The sequence below is a fragment of the Rhizobium sp. WYJ-E13 genome, from assembly GCF_018987265.1.
Lineage (GTDB): Bacteria > Pseudomonadota > Alphaproteobacteria > Rhizobiales > Rhizobiaceae > Rhizobium.
The window spans coordinates 3,955,803-3,977,386 of the sequence record NZ_CP076853.1 but is presented as its reverse complement, the minus strand read 5'-3'; the positions used below and the strand labels follow the sequence as shown (position 1 = coordinate 3,977,386).

Sequence of the window (21,584 nt, the reverse complement as noted above, 5' to 3'; positions counted from 1 at the left end):
CCAACAGCAAATTCCGGTAAAGGAGCAGCCTATGGCTACCGTTAAGGTCGATATCAACAACTTCCAGTCAGAAGTTCTGGAATCGGCAGAACCCGTCGTCGTCGATTTCTGGGCCGAGTGGTGCGGTCCGTGCAAAATGATTGCTCCAAGTCTTGAAGAAATCGCCACGGAACTGGCCGGCAAGGTCAAGGTTGCCAAGCTCAACATCGATGAAAACCCGGAACTGGCTGCCCAGTTCGGCGTTCGCTCGATCCCGACGCTTGCGATCTTCAAGGGCGGCGAAGTTGCCGACATCTCCGTCGGTGCAAAGCCGAAGACGGCGCTTTCCAACTGGATTTCCAGCGCATCCTAACGATATCGATGAATTCGATGAGAAAGGCCCGGCATATGTCGGGCTTTTTCATTTGGGCGGCGTGCCGTTTTCCGCCAGCACATCGCCGACGAGATAGAGCGAGCCGCCGATGAGAATGCGGGGCGGTGGCGCTGCCGGGTCAACGGCCGAGGCGATGGCGTCCAGAGCGTCGGTGACGGATGACATCGGTTCTGCGACAAGGCCGGCATCGCAGGCAGTATTGGCGAGAATGACCGGATCGATCGTCGCTTCGCTGCCGCGGATCGGCACGCAATAGACCTTTTCCACCAATCCTGCAAAAGCCCTGAAATAACCGACCGGATCCTTAGTGTTGATCATGCCCGAGATCAGGAACAGCGGACGGGGTTGACGCTCTTCGAAATTCGCCATGGCTTCGGCGATCACTTCACCAGCCCCCGGATTGTGGCCGCCATCGACCCAGATTTCCGATTTCGCCGGTGCATGGCTCAACAGCTTGCCTTTCGTCAGCCTCTGCAGGCGGCCAGGCCATTCCACCGTTTCCATCGCCTTTTCCATCATCGGTTCGGTAACGGTAAAGCCCGCAGCCTTGACGGCACGGATGGCGGCTGCGGCGTTCGCATATTGATGCCGGCCGGGAAGGCGCGGCAATGGCAGGTCGGCGAGGCCGAATTCATCCTGATAGATCAGCCGGCCATATTCTTCATGGGCCATGAAATCCTGGCCGAAGACGGCGCTTGGGCAGTTCAGCCGCTCGGCAGTCGACATCAGCACGTCAAGTGCCGCGTCATATTCCTGATGGCCGATGACGACGGAATGGCCACGCTTCATGATACCGGCCTTTTCCGCCGCGATCAGTTCCACGCGATCACCGAGATGAGGCTGGTGATCCAGCGAAATCGGCATGATAACCGAAACGGCGGGGTCCTCGACGACATTCGTCGCATCGAAACGACCGCCGAGACCAACTTCGATGATTGCGGCATCGGCCGCATGTTCGGAAAACAGAACAAAGGTGACGGCCGTCAGGATCTCAAAGATGGTGATCTTCTCACCATCATTGGCCTTCGCCACTCGCCGCAAGGCCTCGGCAAAGACGGCATCGTCAACCAATTGCCCACGCCCACCGGCAACGCCCAGACGGTAGCGTTCATGCCAATTTACGAGATGTGGGGACGTATGGACATGAACGGCGTAGCCGCCTGCCTCCAGAAGTGCGCGGCAAAAGGCCGATGTCGAACCCTTGCCATTGGTACCGGCGATATGAATGACGGGAGGAAGATTGCACTCGGGATTGCCGAGTGCTTCCAGAAGACGCTTGATGCGGTCCAATGACAGATCGTAGCCCTTAGGATGTAATCCCATGAGCTTTTCGATCTCCTGCGCCGCCTCACTCACCGAGATCTGGCCTCTGTCCGTCATCGGCCCGCCCTATCTTGTGAGGTCTGCTGCTCAGGCGCTCGCCGCCAGAGCAATCACCCCATTGGCATCATTTGCTGCCGTTGCCGGCTTCTTGGTCAGGATCTTCAAGAGGCGTGCCAGCGTCTCGGGGATATCGTGACGTTTGACGACCATGTCGACCACGCCATGCTCCAGCAGATATTCCGATGTCTGGAAGCCTTCGGGGAGCTTTTCACGCAGCGTCTGTTCGATGACGCGCTTGCCGGCAAAGCCGATTTCGGCACCCGGTTCGGCCAGATGAATGTCACCAAGCATGGCGTAGGATGCGGTCACGCCGCCGGTGGTCGGATTGGTCAAGACCACGATATAGGGCTGGCCAGCTTCCTTAAGCATATCGACGGCAACCGTCGTGCGTGGAAGCTGCATCAACGACAGGATACCTTCTTGCATGCGTGCGCCGCCGGAGGCCGGGAACATGACAAGCGGGCACTTTTCCGCAATCGCGCGTTCGAAGGCTTTGACGATCGCTTCGCCGGCAGCCATGCCAAGCGAGCCGCCGATGAAGTTGAATTCATGAACGACCGCGACCAGCTTCAGGCCCTGCACGTTGCCGAGACCGGCAAGGATCGTGTCTTCCTGCTCTGTCTTGAGGCGGCTGTCGCGCAGACGGTCGCTATATTTCTTGGAATCGCGGAACTTCAGCGGGTCCTGGGCGACCTTCGGCTGCGGCAGAGCTTCGTATTCGCCCTTGTCGAACAGGTCGGCAAGGCGCGCCTTGGCCGGCATCTTCATATGATAGCCGGAGGCAGGGATAACCCACTTGTTGCTTTCCAGGTCCTTGTGGAAGACCATCTCGCCCGTTTCCGGGCACTTGATCCAGAGGTTCTCCGGCACTTCGCGACGGCCCAGCATGGAATTGATCCGCGGGCGAACGTAGTTAGTGATCCAGTTCAACTCGAATACTCCTATTGACTAGTGCCAATGTGGGGAAACTATTCGGCAGCAACAAGGCGCGCCGAACGCGTTCCTGTGGAAAGACCTCGAACCAGCGTCGCAACGGCCTGAACCGTGTCTGCCGTCGCCTTTCCATCCGCCGTCAGGCTGGTGGCCACCTGGTTAACGATCGCGGTACCGACGACCACGCCGTCAGCCGAGGCGCCGATCACCTTTGCATGTTCCGCCGTCTTGACGCCGAAGCCGACGCAGACCGGAAGGTCAGTATGCTCCTTGATGCGCCTGACAGCACCCGAAACCAGCGACGGGTCCGGCAAGGCTGAACCGGTGATGCCGTTCATCGAGACATAATAAACGAAGCCCGACGTGTTCCTCAAAACGGTCGGCAGGCGCTTCTCGTCCGTCGTCGGCGTCGCCAGACGAATGAAATTAATGCCCTTCCTCAACGCCGGGATGCAGAGCTCATCGTCCATTTCCGGCGGCAGGTCGACGACGATCAAGCCATCGATGCCGGATGCCAGCGCATCGTCGAGGAACTTCTCGACGCCGTAGATATAGATCGGGTTGTAGTAACCCATCATGACGATCGGTGTTGCGTCATTCACCTTGCGAAAATCGGCGGCGAGCTGCAGCGTCTTCTTCAGCGTCTGACCGCCCTTCAAGGCGCGCTGACCGGCCAGCTGGATTGCCGGACCATCGGCCATCGGATCAGAGAACGGCATGCCGAGTTCAATGATATCTGAACCGGCTTCCGGCAGCGCCTTCATGATGCCGAGCGAGGTCTCGTAGTCGGGATCGCCGCCCATGAAATAGGTTACGAGCGCCGGGCGACCTTCCGCCTTCAAATCGGCGAAGCGTTTATCCATACGTGCGGTCATATCTCTTACTGCCCCATTCCCAGGATCTTGCCGACGGTGAAGATGTCCTTGTCGCCGCGGCCGGAGAGGTTCATCAGGATGATCTCGTCCTTGCCCATCTTGGGCGCACGCTTGATAACTTCGGCAAGCGCATGCGAAGGCTCAAGCGCCGGAATGATACCTTCGAGTCGCGTCAGCGTCTGGAAGGCATCGAGCGCCTCATGATCCATGATCGGCACATATTCGGCACGACCAATATCATTCAGCCACGAATGTTCCGGGCCGATACCGGGATAATCGAGACCAGCCGAGATCGAATGGCCTTCCTTGATCTGCCCGTCATCGTCCTGCAGCAGATAGGTACGGTTGCCATGCAGCACGCCGGGCGAGCCGGCCGTGATCGAGGCGCAATGTTCATCACCCTGCAGGCCCTTGCCACCGGCTTCGACGCCGACGATCTTGACTTCCTTATCATCAAGGAAGGGATGGAAGATGCCGATCGCATTCGAACCACCGCCAACGGCAGCAATGACGAGATCAGGCAGGCGGCCTTCGGCCTCAAGGATCTGCTCTCTGGCTTCCGTGCCGATGACGGCCTGGAAATCGCGCACCATTTCCGGATAGGGGTGGGGACCGGCGGCGGTGCCGATCAGGTAGTAAGTATTGTCAACGTTGGTGACCCAGTCACGCAGCGCCTCATTCATCGCATCCTTCAAGGTGCCGCTGCCAGCCGTAACAGGCTTTACCTCGGCACCGAGCAGCTTCATGCGGAACACATTCGGCGCCTGGCGCTCGACGTCGGTCGCCCCCATGTAGACGACGCAGGGCAGGCCGAAGCGGGCGGCGACGGTGGCGGAGGCCACGCCGTGCTGGCCGGCGCCGGTCTCAGCGATGATGCGCGTCTTGCCCATGCGCTTGGCGAGCAGGATCTGGCCGATGCAGTTGTTGATCTTGTGCGAACCGGTATGATTCAGCTCTTCACGCTTGAAATAGATCTTGGCGCCACCGAGATGCTCCGTCAGGCGCTCGGCATAATAGAGCGGGCTCGGACGGCCGATATAGTGGGCGCCGAGATGCTTCAATTCCGCCTGGAATTCCGGATCATCCTTCGCCTTGTTCCACTCTTCCTGCAGATCGAGGATCAGAGGCATCAGGGTTTCGGCCACGAAGCGGCCCCCGTAAATGCCGAAGCGGCCGTCTTCGTCCGGACCGGCGCGGAAGGAATTCGGTTTAGGCGTCTCGTTCACTTTCAACTCCCTGAGGTCGTTTCAGGCATACATGCCTGTTCAACCGCATCGAAAAACTCATCGATCATGTCCAGGCTTTTCACGCCCGGAGCGCTCTCGACACCGGAAGCGGTATCGACACCCGGAGCCCTGGTCATCGCCAGCGCCTGCCCGACATTGGCCTTGTTAAGCCCGCCGGAAAGCATGTAGTCGACGTTGCCGTCAAGCCAGGTGAGCAAACCCCAATCAAAGGAAACGCCGTTGCCGCCTGGCAATTCAGAGCCTTTCGGCGGCTTGGCGTCGAAAAGGAAGCGGTCGGCAATGCCGATATAGGCCTCGACCCTCTTCAAGTCATCCGCAGTGCGGACCGACAATGCCTTGATGACCGGGATGCCATACATCGCCTTGATGGTGAGCACGCGCTCGGGGCTCTCGCTGCCATGAAGTTGCAGCATATCGGGGCGCAAAAGTGCAACGATTTCATCGAGATCGTCATTGGTCGGATCAACCACGACAGCAACGATCTTCGCCTTGCCACGCGCCGGCTCGGCGAGCTTGCCGGCAATATCAGGCTCAACGTAACGCGGGCTCTTCTGGAAGAAATTGAAGCCAATGTGTGTCGCTCCGCGCTTCAATGCGCGCTCGACAGTCTCAGGCGTCTTCAAACCGCAGATTTTGATATCCGGTCGCATGGCAGCGAAGTGACACGAAACGGGCGAAGAGTCGAGCCAATTTGCAATGCCGGCCGCATTTAACGCGGCGCTTAATCGAAGTCTATCGCGTGCAATTGGCTGCCGTGACGCTTCAGCCAGGACTTCGCCTCTTCCATGTGTGGGCAAAGCCTCTTGCAGAGCGCCCAGAAGTGCGGACCGTGGTTCATTTCCTTCAGATGCGCAACCTCATGGGCGGCGAGGTAATCGATCACCGAAGGTGGCGCCATGACAATGCGCCAGGAGAAGCTCAGATTTCCTTCCGAAGAACAGGAACCCCAGCGGCTGCGGGTATCCTTCATGGAAATCGAGCGGATCGGCGCCTTGATGGAGCCGGCATGCAGGCGCGACAGTCTCTCAAGATCGGCGCGGGCTTCCTTCTTGAAGAAAGTGGCGATGCGCCGACCGATATGTTCCGTCATGCCGCTGACGCGAAGTACTGCTTTACCGTCGACCATGACGGCCTCGGTCAGCCCGCGCAGACTGCCGGTATGCTGGATGCGATGTTTGACGCCCCGAAAGAGAATATCGCCGCCGTCGTGCAGACCCGTATCGGTCGAGAATTTCGCAAGCTTGGTCAGCAGCCAGCCCTGGTGTCTATCCAGGAAAGCGTTGACTTCGCGGGCGGCAAGCCCCTTTGGCACAGTCATCTTCAGGGCTCGGCCGCCCGGCTCGATACGCAGCGTAATCCGGGTGGCCCGATCATGCTGCTTGATCGTCAAGGGCATGAGGCGGCCGGCAACATCGAGCGTCCGCGTTTCGGGCGGCGCCGGTTTTCTTGTCGGGCGGCGGATCTTCGGAAGCGGAAACATAGGGATTTTCTATACGATTCGGCGGAAATCCGCGCAAAGAAAAACCGGCATCGGGAGCGATGCCGGCCGTAGATTTTTGTGATCACACTTTACGGCGTCTGGTACTCTGCGACTGGGCCATTGTCGTCGCGTCGGCCGTTCTTGCGCTCGCGCATGAAGCGATCGAATTCTTCCTGATCCTTGGCGCGGCGGAGCTCGCGCAGGTAGGAATCGAATTCCTCACGCATTTCATCGAGCTTGCGGCGCTCCTCCTCTATACGATCGAGCTCGGCCTTGCGCCAATCGTCGAAGGCGACGTTGCCCGTCGAGAAATGCGGGCGGTGACGGCCATGCGAACGGCGGCAGCCTGCAAAGAAGCCATCGGTCGCCTGGTTCACGTCACGCTTGAAGCCGCGCAGGCGCTCGCCGAAGATGATATAGGCAAGCATGGCCAGCCCCAAAGGCCAGAAAACCATGAAGCCAAGGATCATCAAGGCAACGGTAGCCGGAGTCCAATCCGGGCGAAGCAATGCTGACTGGTTCATCGTGCGGTATCCTTGCGTTCAGCACCCGACACGATGCCGAGTGCTGGAAAACCAGATGGTTACCGCCGAACCGGCCTTCAAGACGATTTCAGGTTAAATCGGACAAGGCTTTGAATCGATAACATTAAATCAGCGTTTTCTAACTCACACCGATTTGCCGCCCTTGATGACGCGCTGTACCGGTGGTTTCGTCGCACGGGAATGCTGGCGCGTGAAGGAGACGATACGGGGCGCGATCTCGCGGCGGAAGCGGGAACCGTTGAAGACGCCGTAGTGACCGACATCCGGCTGCAGGTAATGCATGCGCATCTTCTGAGGAATGTTCACGCAGATGGTCTGCGCAGCCTGCGTCTGGCCGACACCCGAGATATCGTCATTCTCGCCCTCGACCGTCAACAAGGCGACGTTGCGGATCGCGGAAGGGTCTACGCGTTTGCCGCGATGCATCAGTTCGCCCCTCGGCAGCGCGTGCTTCATGAAGACCTGTTCGACAGTCTGCAGATAGAACTCCGCAGTCAGGTCCATGACGGCGAGATATTCGTCATAGAAATCTCGATGCTTTTCCGGCTCGCCGTCGTTCTTCACGAGATGCATGAAGAATTCCTTGTGGGCAATCAGATGCCGATCGAGGTTCATCGACATGAAGCCTGAAAGCTGCAGGAAGCCGGGATAGACAGGTCGCATAAAACCCGGTTGCGGCCAGGGCACGTTCATGACGACGTTATCGGCAAACCATTCGAGCGGGCGCTCCTTGGCAAGCTTGTTGACGGCCGTCGGATTGATGCGAGTGTCGATCGGCCCGCCCATCAGCGTCATGGACGACGGCGACAGCGGATCCTTGACTTCTTCCATGATGGCCGCCGCCGCCAGCACCGGCACCGAGGGCTGACAGACGGCGATGACATGGGTGTCATGACCAAGGAAATGCAGCATCTCGATAACGTAGTCTATGTAATCCGAAAGATCGAAGGTGCCTTCCGTCATCGGCACCATGCGGGCATCGATCCAATCGGTGATGTAGATATCGGCGCTCGGCAGCAATGCCTCGACGGTGCCCCGCAGCAGGGTCGCATAGTGGCCGGACATCGGCGCGACAATGAGAATGCGTGGATCGTCGCTGTGACCGGCCGGGACATCGCGGGAAAAATGCAGGAGGTTACAGAAGGAGCGCGCCCAGACGACTTCCTCGCGCACCGCAACCTTCTTGCCGTCGATCAAAGTTTCGTTGAGCCCGAATTCCGGCTTGCCGTAACGGCGGGTCGTTCGCTCGAACATTTCGAGACTAGCGGAAATGGTGCGGCCCATCGGGGTCTGCGAAAAGGGATTCAGCGGATTGGAGTAGGCAAAACGCATGATATCGGCTGCAGCGCGGAACGGTGCTAACGCTGCATGGTTCAATTCATAAAGCTGGTAGAACATGGAGGGCGCCACCTTTCTCTATCCGGCAAGACGACACCAATTGAAGGGCGTCGGACTCTTTCCGTTAATGCTGGCACAACAACGTAGGCTAACAGTTTTTTGTTGCACAGCAACATAACATTACAGTTTGAAAGAAAAATGCCGGAAAATTGATCTCCCGGCATTACCTTGGCGCATAAAGTTTAAGCTTTTCCGCAGGAAAAACAGTTAACGATCCGCAACAAAGAGTTGCTTCTGAGTGCCGAGACCTTCGATACCGAGTTCGACGACGTCACCGTCCTTCAGGAAACGTGGTGGCTTCATGCCCATGCCGACACCCGGAGGCGTGCCGGTAGAAATGACGTCGCCAGGCTGCAGGGACATGAACTGGCTGAGATAGTACACCACGAAGGCGACGCCATAGACCATGGTCTTGGTGGAGCCGTCTTGCATCGTCTGCCCGTTGACCTTGAGCCACATACCGAGGTTCTGCGGATTCTCGACCTCATCCTTGGTGACGAGCCAGGGGCCGATCGGCCCGAAGGTGTCGCAGGACTTGCCCTTGGTCCACTGGCCGGAACGCTCGGTCTGGAAGGCGCGCTCGGAAACGTCATTGGAGACGCAGTAGCCGGCAACATAATCCAGGGCCTCGGCTTCGCTCACATATTTGGCGGTCTTGCCGATAACGACGCCAAGCTCGACTTCCCAGTCGGTCTTTTCGGAACCGCGCGGAATCTGGACATTGTCGTTCGGGCCGACGATCGCCGACGTTGCTTTCATAAAAATGACGGGTTCGGGGGGCACGGTCGCGCCCGTTTCGGCCGCATGGTCTGAGTAATTCAGCCCTATGCAGATGAATTTTCCGGTGCCGGCAACGCAGGCTCCGATACGGCCAGGGGCCAGTTCCGGCAGGCTCTTCGGATCAAGGGCTGCAATCTTCGCAAGGCCTGCGGGCGTGATCGCTTCGCCGCCGATGTCGGCGACATGGGCAGAAAGATCGCGGATCTTGCCATCGGCATCGAGCAGGGCCGGCTTTTCGCGGCCCGCTTCTCCAACGCGCATCAGCTTCATGAATATCCTCCTCATGGAAAGCGGGTGCGCCACCTATGAACGAATTATTCATCGGTGTCATTATGCCTTTCCGCGGAAGCGGTACGCCCGGCTAGAAAATTTCGGTGAGTTGCGGTCCGACAGGAACGATGCGGGTGGGATTGAGGCTTTCGATCGAATAATAGCCGCGCTTGATGTGATCGAAATTCACGGTCTCGGCGATGCCGGGCCAATCCAGCATTCGGCGGCAGAAAGCCCTGAGCTTGGCATAATCGGAGAGGCGCCGCAGATTGCATTTGAAGAGGCCATGATAGGCGATATCGAAACGCACGAGCGTGACGAACAGGCGAATATCGGCTTCCGTCGGATGCTCAGCAAAAAGGAAGCCGCGTCCCTCGAGCTGCGGTTCGATCCAGTCGAGGCATGCGAAGACCTCCGCAAAAGCCTCCTCATACGCGATCTGCGTCGTCGCAAAGCCGGTGCGATAGACGCCATTATTCAGTGACGGATAAATGCGCTCGTTGAAGGCATCTATCTCGCTGCGCCGAGCGGCCGGATAGAGATCAATGTCGCCATGCGCGAGATCACCAAAGCCGCTGTTCAACATGCGCAGGATATCGGACGATTCGTTGTTGACGATCGTTGCGCGCTTCTTGTCCCAGAGAACTGGAACCGTCGCTCGCCCGGTGAAATCCGGATCCGACTTGGTGTAGATCTCATGCATATAGGTGGCACCGTTCAACTTATCCGCAGTCGCGCCAGGATAATCGCCAAAACGCCAGCCCTGCTTGCTGAGTGCCGGTTCGACGATCGAAACCGAAATGGCGTCTTCAAGCCCCTTGAGCGTGCGGCCGATCAGCGTGCGCGAAGCCCAGGGGCAGATATAGGCAACATAGAGATGGTAGCGCCCTGCCTCGGCGGAAAAACCACCCTCGCCCGTCGGACCCGCGCTGCCGTCAGGCGTGACCCAATTGCGGAATCTCGATATCTGACGGACGAAACCACCCTTCTCGTCCTTCGCCTGGACCGGCTGCCAGTCTTCGGTCCATTTCCCATTCACCAGCATGCCGTATCTCCTGATCGACCGGATTTGCGCTGCTTTACCGGGAGTTCCGCGCGCGCGTAAGGCCAGTTTCTGGAAACAGATTGTGCACTGGCTGCGACCAAACTCTGCTTGCCAAGCAAGCGAGCGCGGAAATATCACTTAAGCGATCTCTGCGGTGGAACCCCCGTCCATCGCCAACTTCCGGAAGCCAGTATGACGAAAACCAATAGCCGCGAATCCGAATATGCAATCGATCCGATGTTTCTCGACCGTTGGTCGCCCCGCGCCTTTACCGGCGAGGTCATCGAAGAGGCTCAGCTGCTGACACTGCTCGATGCCGCACACTGGGCACCGTCCTCCGCAAACATGCAGCCGTGGCGGTTCCTCTATGCATTGAAGGGCTCCGAGCATTGGGAAGAATTCGTGAGCCTGCTCGTCGAATCCAACCAGGAATGGGCAAAGAACGCTTCGGCGCTGATCTTTGTGGTCTCGCGCAGCTTCAACGGCGCTCGCAGCGAGGGACGCTCGAGCTATACGCATTCTTTCGATGCCGGCACAGCCTGGGGCCATCTTGCCATGCAGGCCCGTATTTCCGGCTTCTATGCCCATGGCATGGGCGGCATCAAGCATGACGAGATCAAGGAAAAACTCGGTGTTCCCGATGGCTATCGCGTCGAAGCCGGCATTGCCGTCGGTCGCATTGCCGACAAGAACACCCTTTCCGAGCGCAACCGCGAGCGCGAATTTCCGAGCCAGCGCAAGCCGCTTTCGGAAGTCGCCTTCAACGGTCATTTCATCGGCAACGATTGATTACAAATAAAAAGTCCCGCAAGCCTGATGGCTGCGGGGCTCTTTCGCGACCGGTTTCGGTCAGATATCGAGGTTTGCGACGCTCAGCGCATTTTCCTGGATGAATTCGCGGCGTGGCTCGACCTCATCGCCCATCAAACGAGCAAAGAGACCGTCGGCATCGGTCGCATCGCTGACCTTGACCTGCAGCAGCGAGCGAACGTTCGGATCAAGTGTCGTTTCCCAGAGCTGCTCCGCATTCATCTCGCCGAGGCCTTTATAGCGCTGCATCGTCAGCCCCTTGCGGCCGCTGGCGAAAATCGCATCGAGAAGAGCACGCGGGCCGGAAATTTCGACATCGCCATCGCGCCGGCTCAGTGCCGGCGGCGTCTGATAGATTTCCTTCATGCGTGGTGTCAGTTGATCGATAAGACGGGCATCCTGGGAGCCGATCAGCGCCATATCGAGCACAATGACTTCCTTGACGCCGCGGACCATGCGCTCCAGACGAATGCCGCCCTCGCTGGTGAGGCTGCCTTCCCAACCACGTTCAGTTTCCTCGGCGATAATATCGAGGCGCTTGGCCACTTCTATCGCCAGTTCCTGAGCGCGCTCGGCATTACTGACCAGTTCGGCATTGAGCGCGCCGGCAATGGCTGCCTGCTCGACGACCGCGCGATTGTAACGCGAATGCAGATTGTCGAGCAGCGCGCGCAGACGCAGGGCATCGTGAATGACCTCGTTCAGGTCCTGCCCGACGCGGACCTCACCGCTGGCGAGCTTCAGCGCCGCATCATCGAGACCCTGGCCGATCAAATAGTCTTCCAGTGCCTTTTCATTCTTGACGTACTGCACCGACTTGCCGCGCGAGACCTTATAGAGCGGCGGCTGGGCGATATAGAGGTGGCCGCGTTCGATCAGCTCCGGCATCTGGCGGAAGAAGAAGGTAAGCAGCAGCGTGCGAATGTGGGCGCCATCGACGTCAGCGTCCGTCATGATGATGATCTTGTGGTAACGCAGCTTTTCGGCGTTGAATTCGTCCTTGCCGATGCCGGTGCCGAGTGCAGTGATCAGCGTGCCGATTTCCTGGCTCGACAGCATCTTGTCGAAGCGGGCGCGTTCGACATTCAGGATCTTGCCGCGCAACGGCAGGATCGCTTGATTTTCGCGCGAGCGCCCCTGCTTGGCCGAGCCGCCTGCCGAGTCGCCCTCGACGAGGAAAACTTCGGACTTGGCCGGATCACGCTCGGAGCAATCGGCAAGCTTCCCGGGAAGCGAAGCAATATCGAGCGCACCCTTGCGGCGCGTCAATTCGCGCGCCTTGCGAGCGGCTTCGCGAGCAGCAGCGGCTTCGACGACCTTGCCGACGAGAACCTTGGCTTCACCGGGATGTTCTTCGAGCCAGGTGCTGAGCGCCTCGTTGACCAGGCTTTCGACAACCGGACGCACTTCCGACGAAACAAGTTTGTCCTTGGTCTGCGACGAGAATTTTGGATCCGGCACCTTTACCGACAGGACGGCGGTCAGGCCTTCGCGGCAGTCATCGCCGGTCAGCGTCACCTTTTCCTTCTTCGTGATGCCAGAGGTATCGGCATAGGAGGTGATCTGGCGTGTCAATGCGGCGCGGAAACCGGCCATATGCGTGCCGCCATCGCGCTGGGGAATATTATTGGTAAAGCAGAGCACGTTCTCGTGGTAGCTGTCGTTCCACCACATGGCAACTTCGACGGTAATGCCGTCCTTCTCGCCGCGGATCGCGACCGGCTTTTCGACGAGCGGCTTCTTGGCGCGATCGAGATAGGAGACGAAGGCCTCGAGGCCGCCGTCATACATCATCTCTTCCTGCTTGATGTCGGAATGACGCTTGTCGGTGAGCAGAATGCGGACGCCGGAATTGAGGAAGGCCAGTTCGCGCAGGCGGTGCTCAAGCGTGCCGTAATCGAACTCTGTCATGGTGAAGGTTCCTGAGCTCGGCATGAAGCTAACTTCCGTGCCGGTCTCGTTACCGGCTTCGCCGGTCACCTTCAGCGGCGCATCGGCAACGCCGTGGGTGAAGCTCATCTCATGGATCTTGCCCTGGCGGCGAATCTTCAGCTTCAGCCACACCGATAGCGCATTGACGACCGAAACGCCGACGCCATGCAGACCACCCGAAACCTTGTAGGAATTCTGGTCGAACTTACCGCCAGCATGCAGCTGGGTCATGATGACTTCGGCAGCCGATACACCTTCACCGCTATGGATATCCGTCGGAATGCCGCGGCCATTATCCGTCACAGTCACCGAACCATCAGGATTAAGCGAAACGGTAACGATATCGGCATGGCCGGCGAGCGCTTCGTCGATCGCGTTATCGACGACTTCGTAGACCATATGGTGAAGGCCGGAGCCGTCGTCGGTATCGCCGATATACATGCCGGGGCGCTTGCGCACGGCATCAAGGCCTTTCAGAACCTTGATGGAATCTGCGCCATATTCGGTGTTTACGCCGTTTTCCGTCGCGGGTGCATCGGTCATTCTGTCGAGATTTTCCCTGTTGTCGTCAGCAACGGCGCGCCTTGCGAATCACCGGCTTTTTCAATGTTGAATATAGGTTTTTTGCAGCGAGTTCCCAATGGCAAGGCCCTAAAACAAGGCATAAATCAGGGGATTATGACGCTTTTCCGTCCCCTTTGCCGCCATTTTCAAGAAACGCCGATAGCCGGGCGATATCGGCGCTGTCAAGGTTGCGAATTCGCTTGGCAAGGCGATTGGCGAATTCGGTATATTCGGACGGCAGGCCCGAAGTATCCACGATCACACGCGGATCGGAAGAGCCTGCAACGAGGAAGAGTTCCTCGGCCTCATCCCAGATGATGTTGAAGTAGCCGGCGATGCGCTGCAGGAGATCGAAGCTCGGCACGCCGCGCCTTCCATGCTCGAGCGCCGAGAGATAGGCAGGCGAAACATTCAGGGCGGCCGCCATCTGTTTCTGCGTCACGCCCTTGCGGGCGCGCAGCTTGCGGACTGCTTCTGCAAACGGCGTCACGACGTTTCTCCGGAGCGCCGGGAGAGGCGGATATAGAGCGCACCCTCGCCACCATGATGCTGGGCCGCCGACTCATAGGACGAAATCAGAAAGCGGAATTCCGGCTTGGAGAACCAGAGCGGCACGGCACGTTTCAAGGCGCCTTCGCTACCCATGGAGCTGCCCTTGCCAGTAATAACGAGGACGTGCCGCATGCCGCGTTCATGCGCCCGAATGAGGAAATCGAGCAGGAAGGAATGTGCTTCGCTCTGGACCATGCCGTGAAGGTCGATGCGCGCTTCCAGTGCCAGTTTGCCCTTTGCGATCTTGCGCTTGACCGGCCGCTCCAGCGGATGGTGGACGCCCGATGGCTGTTTTGCGGGCATCTGCGGTGCTGGCTGCTGCAGCTGAGGTGAAGCCGTCTTCTGCTTTTCGGCCTTTTCCTGTTCGGCCGCTGCTTCGGCTTCCAGCAGGAATGCGTCGAGCGCGGTCAGCTCATCCGTCTTGCCAGGCATAGGCCGGGTGCTGCGGGCTACCCTGCCCCAGAGGATTCTTTCGTCCGAGCTGAGCTTGCGGTCCTTCGCCATCAGAGGAACCTCGCTGCAGCGGTATTCGGAATGAGAATTATAAAATCGGCATCGTTGCGCACCGTCCCTGCCAGTTCTCCCGCAGCATAACCCGAACCGGTGAAAATGTCGCCGCGTGCGGGGCCGAGGATTGCCGAACCGGTGTCCAGGGCCAGCATCAGCCGCTGAAACGGCTTGCCGCCATCAAGATGCGTCAGGCTTTCGGAACGGATGAAGAATGGAAAGCCGAAAGTATGGATCAGGCGGTCAACAGCGAGCGAGCGACCCGCAAGCAATGGCACCTTCGCTGCGGCGATCGGCCCCGCATTCGGATCGTCCACCGGCGCCTCCCGAAAGAAGATATAGGAACGGTTATGCCATAGGATTTCGTCGACCTGGTCCGGATGGGCAGCAAGCCAAGCGCGGATCGACTGCATGGATATGTTGGCGCGGTCAATTTCGCCACGGTCGATCAGCAGCTTGCCGATAGCCGAGAACGGGTGGCCGGCTTTGGCGGCATAGGTGATACGTCCGATGCTGCCATCGGGATAATGCAGACGAGCGGCGCCTTGGACATGGACGAAAAAAAGATCGACCTTCGATTTCGCCCAGGCGATCTCAAGTCCGCAGCCTTCGAGATAGCCTTGATCGATGTCGCGACGATCTGGATAGGCATCGATCAGCTCGTCACGCAACCGCCCGAAAACGTAAGAACCATCGAGCTTGCCCGGACGATTTTGATCGTCGAGGTCGATGAGGTCGTCCGGGCGCCGGTAGATGGGAAAACGGTAGGTCGCATCCTGTCTGTCGGAAACGTCGATTTCCGGTTCGTAGAAGGCGGTGACGAAACCACTGACGCCGTCGGCCCGGACAATCCGGAACGGCTGACAGTGCTTTTCAAAAAAGGCGCGGGCTTCCTCTGCCGAGGACGGACGAAACGCCTCTGCTTTCTCTAGCAATGGAAGAAGATCGGCTGAACTCAGCCCCAGCGAACCGGTACGATATGGGTTCGTTTCGGAAATATGACGGCGACAGCTAGCCATGACTTCAAAAAGGCTGGAGGGATCGTCATCCCTCCAGCCTTCCATTGCGTCGAAACTGACCGCCTGAAGGGCAAAGCCGGCTGCGTCACTCATGTTCCGATTCGGTCGCGACGAGTTTCCAGTTGGGGTCGCGCGATCGCGTATCGCGAGCGAAGGTCCAGAGGTCGTTGACCTCGGCGACATTTTCGGCATCGCCTTCGATCAGTAGGTCGCTCTTGTCGTAAGTCGCTGAGATCAGCTGGCTGATGATGCGCACAGTAATCTGCGCCTCGCTGCCCTTGGTCTCGGCATGGGTAATCTCGGCCTTGTCGATGCCCACGAAGGTGGACTTCATCTTCTCGCCTTTGTTTTCGCGATCGCTGATCGCCGCGTCGAAGCCGTCATAGACTTCCCGGGAGAGAAGATTCTTCAGCGTTTTGCGGTCGCCATCGGCAAAGGCCATGACGATCATCTCGTAGGCCATGCGGGCGCCATTCAAGAATTCCTTCGGGTCGAAGGAGGCATCGGCTCGGTTGAGCGCGCGCAACGATTCGTTCAGCGGCGTGCCAGCCGGCGCGAAAGCGTCGATGGCGGAAAAGCGGTCTTCCTCTTCGCCATTCACATCGCGCCGCGGCAGAGTTACGACCTTGCCGGCATCGGCGCTATCGGTCTGCGCGGCATCCCGTGGCGTATAGAGATCACGCGGCGGCTTCTCATTTCCGGTGCGACGTCCAAGAACGGACCGAAGCTGAAAGAAAATCAGCACCGCCGCCACCAAGAAAAATAAAGTGATGAAGTCGTTTGAACTCATATCCCGCCGTTCGCTGTTAACATCCCTAATATCTAACCCCATATAGTCCGGCTATACGAATGATTCAAATCATGGCTGGTATCTTCGCCAGTGCCAAGAGGAGCCCGAGCCACTCGGGGTAAAGAGATGCGTTTTTCCATGCTGCCGGTTTTCGGGCTGCTTCTGCCGCTTGCCGAGATCGCCGGCTTCGTGATTGTCGGCCGCGCAGTTGGACTTGCCGCGACGCTGGCGCTTGTCGTGCTGGGCTTTGTCGTCGGTTCATTCCTCTTGCGCCGGCAAGGTATCAGCATCCTGCGTCGCATGTCCGCCGAAGGGCGCAGCGGTACCATGCCCGGACGGGAATTGCTCAATCCGGCGATGACTGTAATCGCCGCGCTGCTCTTCATCATCCCGGGCTTTCTCTCGGATATACTGGCGATCCTGCTTCTTATCCCGCAGGTTCGCAATCTGCTTTGGCAGTCGATCGCAAAGCGTTTCGTTGTCGTTGGTACGGCCGGCGGCGGTTTTTCGGCTTCCTCGCGTCCGGATTTTCGAGGTCGACCAGGCAAGTCGAGCGATTCAAAGGTGGTCGATCTCGATGAAGAGGACTATCATCGCGAGCCGAACGGCAAGTCGCCCTGGTCCGGCAAACAGCTCGGCGACTAATGCGGCGGCGTATTAACTGCGCCGGAGGCCCAGGGTTGTAAGCCTATCCCCGAAATGTTAGATGGCGGCACCATTCAATGCCCCTCGAGGAAAAGCCCATGGCAGACGATAACAGCAGCAACGGCGCAGCGAGCCCGACCCTTTCGATCCTTGCCCAATACGTCAAGGATCTTTCCTTCGAAAACCCGGGCGCACCGCGCTCGCTTCAGGCCCGCGACAAGGCACCGGCGATCAACATCAATGTGAACGTCAACGCTAACCCGCTGTCCGAAACGGATTTCGATGTCGTGCTGTCGCTGGTCGCTGAAGCCAAGGAAGGCGATAAGACGGTATTCCATACCGAGCTCGTCTATGGAGGTGTCTTCCGCGTTGCCGGCTTCCCGCAGGAGCACATGCTGCCGGTTCTCTTCATCGAATGCCCGCGCATGCTCTTCCCGTTCGCCCGCCAGATTATTGCCGACGTCACCCGCAACGGCGGCTTCCCGCCGCTGATGATCGATCCGATCGATTTCGCGCAGATGTTCGCGCAGCGCGTTGCCGAAGAGCAGGCCCGCTCCAAGGTTCAGGCCGTTCCGAACTGAGCGGCTCTCACAGGCTGGATATTCAAATGCCCGGGCAAAAACCCGGGCATTTTTGTTTCAGTCGAATTGATCGTATTTCGACCAGACCGCCTTCTGTCCAAGTTTGGCGATCAAGGCGTTGTGAGCTTCGGCTTCCTCTTCGCTCAATCGCGGCGCCAGCGGCCGCGGCCGTTCGATGATGGTGGCGACGATAACATCTTCCACCACGACTTCACCCGTGCGCTGGCTTGCGGGACCCGCAAGACCGAGTGCTGCCTGCCGACCGCCGATCATCTCGATATAGACTTCGGCCAGAAGCTCGGAGTCGAGCAGAGCGCCGTGTTTCGTGCGGTGCGAATTGTCGATGCCATAACGGCGGCACAACGCATCGAGCGAGTTTGGACCCATAGGGTGCTTACGGCGGGCAAGCGAGAGCGTATCGACGACCCGATCCGGCAGGATGGGTGGCAAGCCGATCCGAGCTAGTTCGGAGTTGACGAAACCCATATCGAAGGTGGCGTTGTGAGCGATCCATTTGCCGTCGCCGAAAAATTCCAGGATCTGGTCGACGACATCAGCAAAGGGCGGTTTGTCCTTCAGAAATTCGTCAGTGATGCCATGCACCGCGAGCGCATCCGGATGAACCTTCTGGTCACCCGGATTGACGAAAAGATGGATCGTCCTTCCTGTCGGAAAATGGTTGAGGAGTTCGATGCCACCGATTTCAATGATGCGGTCCGAGCGATTGTCGAGGCCGGTGGTTTCCGTATCGAAAATGATTTCACGCATTCGGGGCTTGGTCCTTCGCTATCCGTCTTTTCAGGTCGGCGATGATTTCAGCCACCCGCTCTTTTGCTGCCTCGATGCCGTGGCCACTATCCACGATGTAATCAGCCCGGCGGCGCTTTTCCGCATCGGGTATCTGGCGGGAGAGAATCATATTGAATTTCTCCTCCGTCATGTTCGGACGCGCAAGCACTCTTTCACGCTGAACCTGTGGATCGGCGCTGACGACGACGATTGTATCAACCCTTTGCTCGGCACCGGTTTCGAAAAGCAGGGGGATATCGAGGACCACCATCTCAGCCCCCACTTCTTTCTGTCGCTCCAGAAATTCGCTTTCCCGTTTACGCACCAGAGGATGGACGATCTGCTCCAGCCTTTTGAAGCCATCGGCACTCTGCGCGAGCTGCCGGCCAAGCTCCTGACGGTCGACAGCACCGTTTTTCATCGTGCCGGGAAATGCGGCATCGACCAAAGGGGCTGCCTCGCCAGCATAGAGATCATGGACGACCGCATCGGAATCGTTAACCGGAACACCAGCTTCCGCAAAGAGCTTCGCCGTCGTCGACTTGCCCATTCCGATGGAGCCGGTGAGACCGATCTTCAGCATCAGTGTTTTTCCATATCCGCTATTATCAGAGCCCGCAGCGTTTCATCGACGACGGGCCGTTTGCCGAACCATTTTTCAAATCCCGGCACGGCCTGATGCAACAGCATGCCAAGGCCATCGACAATGACAAAACCTTGCTCCTCCGCCTGAGCGAGGATCGGCGTTTTCAGCGGCACATAGACAATGTCGGTACCGACAGCATCCGAGGCCAGCGGCGAGAAGTCGATCATCGGTGCCGCGTCCCCATCCATTCCAAGGGACGTGGTGTTGACGAATAGTCCGGCCCCTTTCATCACTTCGCCGAGAGCCGCCATCGTATGGGCATGGACCTTCGGGCCGAAGCGGTCGGCCAGTTCCCGCGCCCGCTCGACCGTGCGATTGACGACGTGGATTTCGCTGAAGCCTCGGTCACGGACAGCCTGGATGACCGCTCGGCTCGCACCGCCGGCGCCAAAGATCACGACCCTATCGTGCCGGTCCCAGCCGGGATGGCGTTCATCGAGATTAGCAGTGAAGCCTCGGCCATCCGTGTTGGTTGCGACAAGTTTTCCGTCCTCCAGCCACAGCGTATTCGAGGCGCCGAGTTCTTCCGAGAGCTCATCGGGCTGATCGGTCAGTTTGAAGGCCAATTCCTTGTGAGGGATTGTGACGTTGCCGCCGATGAAACCGGCCCTGCCGTCTCGCAGGGAGGCGATAAAATTCGCAAAGGCTTCCGGGGCGACCTCATGGGCGCGGTAACTGCCGGGCAGATTGAGCGTCTTCAGCCAATGACCGTGGATCAATGGTGAACGCGAGTGTCTGACTGGAAAGCCCGTGACAAACGCTTTCGGCCCTAGTGTTTCACGTGAATCATCCATCGATCGCTTCCAGTTCCCGGAGTTTTGCAAGGAGCGGTAACATCGGCAGGCCAAGGATTGTGAAATAGTCGCCGTCGATTTTCTCGAAAAGCTGGATCCCCTCCCCCTCCAGTTGATAGGCCCCGACGCTCGCCAGTGCCTTTACACCGACGCGTTCCAGATGACGCGCAATGAAATCGTCCGTCAGCGGTCGCATCTTCAGTTCGGCGTGCGCGACGTGCCGCCACAAGACTTCACCGTCTCTGACGATTGCGATCGCGCTGTTCAGGCGATGTGTCTTACCTGCAAGCACACGCAGATGATTGGCAGCATCGGTCATATCTTCCGGTTTGTGAAAAACCTGAGAGCCAAGTGACATCGTCTGGTCCGAGCCGATGATCAGCGCGGCGCTGAAGCGCCGGCTGACATATTCCGCTTTTGCCTCCGCCAGAACGAGCGCTACTTCATCCGGCGTAGCCCCCGATTTTTCCAACGGCGCTTCTATTGCCCGCTCGTCTATCTGAGCAGCATGTGCTTCGAAAGCGAGGCCGGCATTTTCCATCAGCATGTGGCGGAACGGGCTCGACGATGCAAGAACGAGCTTCGGTGTCATCCAGGTCCTCGACAACAATTCAGTTGTTCAGCGCTTAACGCAGCTTCGGCCGCAGGGCAACGATGGCCGCCGCCGTTTCCTCGATCGAGCGCCGCGTCACATCGATCATCGGCCAATTATGCCGGGCACAGAGGGAGCGTGCATATTTCAGCTCCTCCGAGATTGCCGCCCGGTCGGTATAATGCTCGCGGTCGAAACCGGGTGTCGTTCCGAGCAGGCGATTTTCCCGAACTTGGGAAATCCGGTCGGTGGTGGCGATGAGGCAGACGATCAGGGGTCTGGTTGCAGTCAGCAGACCCTCGGGCAAAGGCACGCCATAGACGATCGGTATGTTCGCCGTCTTGATGCCGCGGTTTGCAAGATAGATACTGGTTGGTGTTTTTGACGTGCGGCTGATGCCGACGATGACGACATCGGCTTCGTTATAGTCTTCATGCATCTGACCGTCATCGTGATCCATGGTGAAGTTCAGGGCTTCGATACGGGCAAAGTATCCGGCGTTCATGACATGCTGGGCGCCGACGCGGCGCCTTGATGGCGCACCGAGATAGATCTGGAACGCACCGATGACCGGCTCCAGGACATTGACGGATGCCACACCCATCTCCGCACAGCGCTCATCGATGAGGCTTGCGAGTTCGCGGTCGACGATCGTGTAGAGCACGATGCCGGGTTCATTGTCGATTGCCTGGAGAACCGGCATCAATTGCCTGCGATTCCGGATCAGCGGATAGACATGTTCGATTGGCTGGGCGGACTTGAATTGCGCTGATGCGGCCCGGCCGGCCGAGATGAGAGTCTCCCCGGTCGAGTCAGAAATCAGATGCAGATGGAAGAAGTTGGTTCTGTTCTCCACGCTATTTTCCGTCGCCTGTTGAAAAGACTGGATGGCGAAGAGCTAATGGGCCGGGGTGGACCGAGGCAAGGGAAAACCTGCCTCTTTATCCACATTCCGGTTTTTGCGTTGTCATATCTTCGATGCTTGTGAATCAAGGGGACGATGTCGATATGTCCTTCATTGGTCCACAGCCTAT

General features: G+C 58.4%; 24 protein-coding genes. 4 read left to right on the top strand and 20 right to left on the bottom strand.

Annotation, left to right across the window (positions count from 1 at the left end; all coding sequences use genetic code 11):
• Positions 1 to 31 precede the first annotated feature (31 nt).
• Positions 32 to 352 carry a thioredoxin gene (gene trxA / locus KQ933_RS19690; protein WP_183806440.1) on the top strand — a complete coding sequence of 107 codons (321 nt, stop codon included), beginning with the start codon at positions 32 to 34 and terminating at the stop codon, positions 350 to 352.
• Positions 353 to 400: 48 nt separating this feature from the next.
• Here the strand turns inward: trxA and KQ933_RS19685 are convergent, their stop codons facing one another.
• The 10 genes from KQ933_RS19685 to KQ933_RS19640 all read right to left on the bottom strand — a co-directional run bounded on the left by KQ933_RS19685 (position 401) and on the right by KQ933_RS19640 (position 10,329).
• Positions 401 to 1,753 carry a folylpolyglutamate synthase/dihydrofolate synthase family protein gene (locus KQ933_RS19685; RefSeq protein ID WP_216756413.1) on the bottom strand — a complete coding sequence of 451 codons (1,353 nt, stop codon included), beginning with the start codon at positions 1,751 to 1,753 and terminating at the stop codon, positions 401 to 403.
• A 30-nt stretch (positions 1,754 to 1,783) separates the two neighbouring features.
• Entirely contained in the window at positions 1,784 to 2,686 is a 903-nt protein-coding gene (accD, locus tag KQ933_RS19680) for an acetyl-CoA carboxylase, carboxyltransferase subunit beta (protein ID WP_216756412.1), read from the bottom strand.
• Positions 2,687 to 2,724: 38 nt separating this feature from the next.
• Positions 2,725 to 3,564, bottom strand: coding sequence for a tryptophan synthase subunit alpha (gene trpA, locus KQ933_RS19675; RefSeq protein WP_216756411.1), 840 nt, complete (start codon positions 3,562 to 3,564; stop codon positions 2,725 to 2,727).
• 5 nt (positions 3,565 to 3,569) lie between these two features.
• Positions 3,570 to 4,790 carry a tryptophan synthase subunit beta gene (gene trpB / locus KQ933_RS19670; RefSeq protein ID WP_216756410.1) on the bottom strand — a complete coding sequence of 407 codons (1,221 nt, stop codon included), beginning with the start codon at positions 4,788 to 4,790 and terminating at the stop codon, positions 3,570 to 3,572.
• 2 nt (positions 4,791 to 4,792) lie between these two features.
• On the bottom strand, positions 4,793 to 5,461 hold the full coding sequence (locus KQ933_RS19665) for a phosphoribosylanthranilate isomerase (RefSeq protein WP_216756409.1): 669 nt from the start codon (positions 5,459 to 5,461) through the stop codon (positions 4,793 to 4,795).
• Between the two features lie 71 nt (positions 5,462 to 5,532).
• Positions 5,533 to 6,291, bottom strand: a complete 759-nt coding sequence (locus tag KQ933_RS19660; protein WP_216756408.1) for a M48 family metallopeptidase — start codon at positions 6,289 to 6,291, stop codon at positions 5,533 to 5,535.
• 89 nt (positions 6,292 to 6,380) lie between these two features.
• Complete coding sequence (locus KQ933_RS19655) at positions 6,381 to 6,815, bottom strand: DUF2852 domain-containing protein (RefSeq protein ID WP_183734600.1); 435 nt, start codon at positions 6,813 to 6,815, stop codon at positions 6,381 to 6,383.
• A gap of 144 nt (positions 6,816 to 6,959) precedes the next feature.
• Complete coding sequence (locus KQ933_RS19650; RefSeq protein ID WP_216758955.1) at positions 6,960 to 8,234, bottom strand: polyhydroxyalkanoate depolymerase; 1,275 nt, start codon at positions 8,232 to 8,234, stop codon at positions 6,960 to 6,962.
• A 207-nt stretch (positions 8,235 to 8,441) separates the two neighbouring features.
• Positions 8,442 to 9,284 (bottom strand): fumarylacetoacetate hydrolase family protein, encoded by an 843-nt coding sequence (locus tag KQ933_RS19645; protein WP_216756407.1) that lies wholly within the window; start codon positions 9,282 to 9,284, stop codon positions 8,442 to 8,444.
• Between the two features lie 91 nt (positions 9,285 to 9,375).
• Complete coding sequence (locus tag KQ933_RS19640; protein WP_216756406.1) at positions 9,376 to 10,329, bottom strand: glutathione S-transferase family protein; 954 nt, start codon at positions 10,327 to 10,329, stop codon at positions 9,376 to 9,378.
• Positions 10,330 to 10,521: 192 nt separating this feature from the next.
• On the opposite strand from KQ933_RS19640, the gene KQ933_RS19635 reads away from it, so the two are divergent.
• Positions 10,522 to 11,118, top strand: a complete 597-nt coding sequence (locus tag KQ933_RS19635) for a nitroreductase family protein (RefSeq protein ID WP_216756405.1) — start codon at positions 10,522 to 10,524, stop codon at positions 11,116 to 11,118.
• A gap of 60 nt (positions 11,119 to 11,178) precedes the next feature.
• Here KQ933_RS19635 and gyrB read toward each other — a convergent pair whose 3' ends face one another.
• From gyrB to KQ933_RS19610, 5 genes are all read right to left on the bottom strand, one after another.
• On the bottom strand, positions 11,179 to 13,614 hold the full coding sequence (gyrB, locus tag KQ933_RS19630) for a DNA topoisomerase (ATP-hydrolyzing) subunit B (protein WP_216756404.1): 2,436 nt from the start codon (positions 13,612 to 13,614) through the stop codon (positions 11,179 to 11,181).
• Positions 13,615 to 13,747: 133 nt separating this feature from the next.
• Positions 13,748 to 14,125, bottom strand: a complete 378-nt coding sequence (locus KQ933_RS19625) for a helix-turn-helix domain-containing protein (RefSeq protein ID WP_216756403.1) — start codon at positions 14,123 to 14,125, stop codon at positions 13,748 to 13,750.
• Positions 14,122 to 14,691, bottom strand: coding sequence for a Smr/MutS family protein (locus KQ933_RS19620; RefSeq protein ID WP_216756402.1), 570 nt, complete (start codon positions 14,689 to 14,691; stop codon positions 14,122 to 14,124). The genes KQ933_RS19625 and KQ933_RS19620 overlap by 4 nt, the downstream gene beginning before the upstream one ends.
• Entirely contained in the window at positions 14,691 to 15,806 is a 1,116-nt protein-coding gene (locus KQ933_RS19615) for a murein transglycosylase A (protein WP_216756401.1), read from the bottom strand. Before KQ933_RS19615 ends, KQ933_RS19620 begins: the two co-directional genes overlap by 1 nt.
• Entirely contained in the window at positions 15,799 to 16,503 is a 705-nt protein-coding gene (locus KQ933_RS19610; protein ID WP_216756400.1) for a Tim44/TimA family putative adaptor protein, read from the bottom strand. The genes KQ933_RS19615 and KQ933_RS19610 overlap by 8 nt, the downstream gene beginning before the upstream one ends.
• Positions 16,504 to 16,629: 126 nt before the next feature.
• Here KQ933_RS19610 and KQ933_RS19605 point away from each other — a divergent pair, with 126 nt between their 5' ends.
• Together KQ933_RS19605 and secB are read left to right on the top strand one after the other, a co-directional pair.
• Positions 16,630 to 17,148 carry an FxsA family protein gene (locus KQ933_RS19605; RefSeq protein ID WP_216756399.1) on the top strand — a complete coding sequence of 173 codons (519 nt, stop codon included), beginning with the start codon at positions 16,630 to 16,632 and terminating at the stop codon, positions 17,146 to 17,148.
• A gap of 98 nt (positions 17,149 to 17,246) precedes the next feature.
• The gene (gene secB, locus KQ933_RS19600) at positions 17,247 to 17,729 is read left to right on the top strand and encodes a protein-export chaperone SecB (protein WP_216756398.1); all 483 of its coding nucleotides are present in this window, start codon (positions 17,247 to 17,249) and stop codon (positions 17,727 to 17,729) included.
• 57 nt (positions 17,730 to 17,786) lie between these two features.
• Here secB and dnaQ read toward each other — a convergent pair whose 3' ends face one another.
• The 5 genes from dnaQ to KQ933_RS19575 are packed head-to-tail and all read right to left on the bottom strand — an operon-like array spanning position 17,787 to position 21,406.
• Complete coding sequence (gene dnaQ / locus KQ933_RS19595; RefSeq protein ID WP_216756397.1) at positions 17,787 to 18,497, bottom strand: DNA polymerase III subunit epsilon; 711 nt, start codon at positions 18,495 to 18,497, stop codon at positions 17,787 to 17,789.
• On the bottom strand, positions 18,490 to 19,101 hold the full coding sequence (gene coaE, locus KQ933_RS19590; protein WP_216756396.1) for a dephospho-CoA kinase: 612 nt from the start codon (positions 19,099 to 19,101) through the stop codon (positions 18,490 to 18,492). Before coaE ends, dnaQ begins: the two co-directional genes overlap by 8 nt.
• The gene (locus KQ933_RS19585; protein WP_216756395.1) at positions 19,101 to 19,958 is read right to left on the bottom strand and encodes a shikimate dehydrogenase; all 858 of its coding nucleotides are present in this window, start codon (positions 19,956 to 19,958) and stop codon (positions 19,101 to 19,103) included. The genes coaE and KQ933_RS19585 overlap by 1 nt, the downstream gene beginning before the upstream one ends.
• Entirely contained in the window at positions 19,951 to 20,550 is a 600-nt protein-coding gene (locus KQ933_RS19580; protein WP_216756394.1) for a Maf-like protein, read from the bottom strand. The genes KQ933_RS19585 and KQ933_RS19580 overlap by 8 nt, the downstream gene beginning before the upstream one ends.
• Before the next feature lie 34 nt (positions 20,551 to 20,584).
• Positions 20,585 to 21,406, bottom strand: coding sequence for a pyruvate, water dikinase regulatory protein (locus KQ933_RS19575; RefSeq protein ID WP_216756393.1), 822 nt, complete (start codon positions 21,404 to 21,406; stop codon positions 20,585 to 20,587).
• Between the last annotated feature and the right edge of the window lie 178 nt (positions 21,407 to 21,584).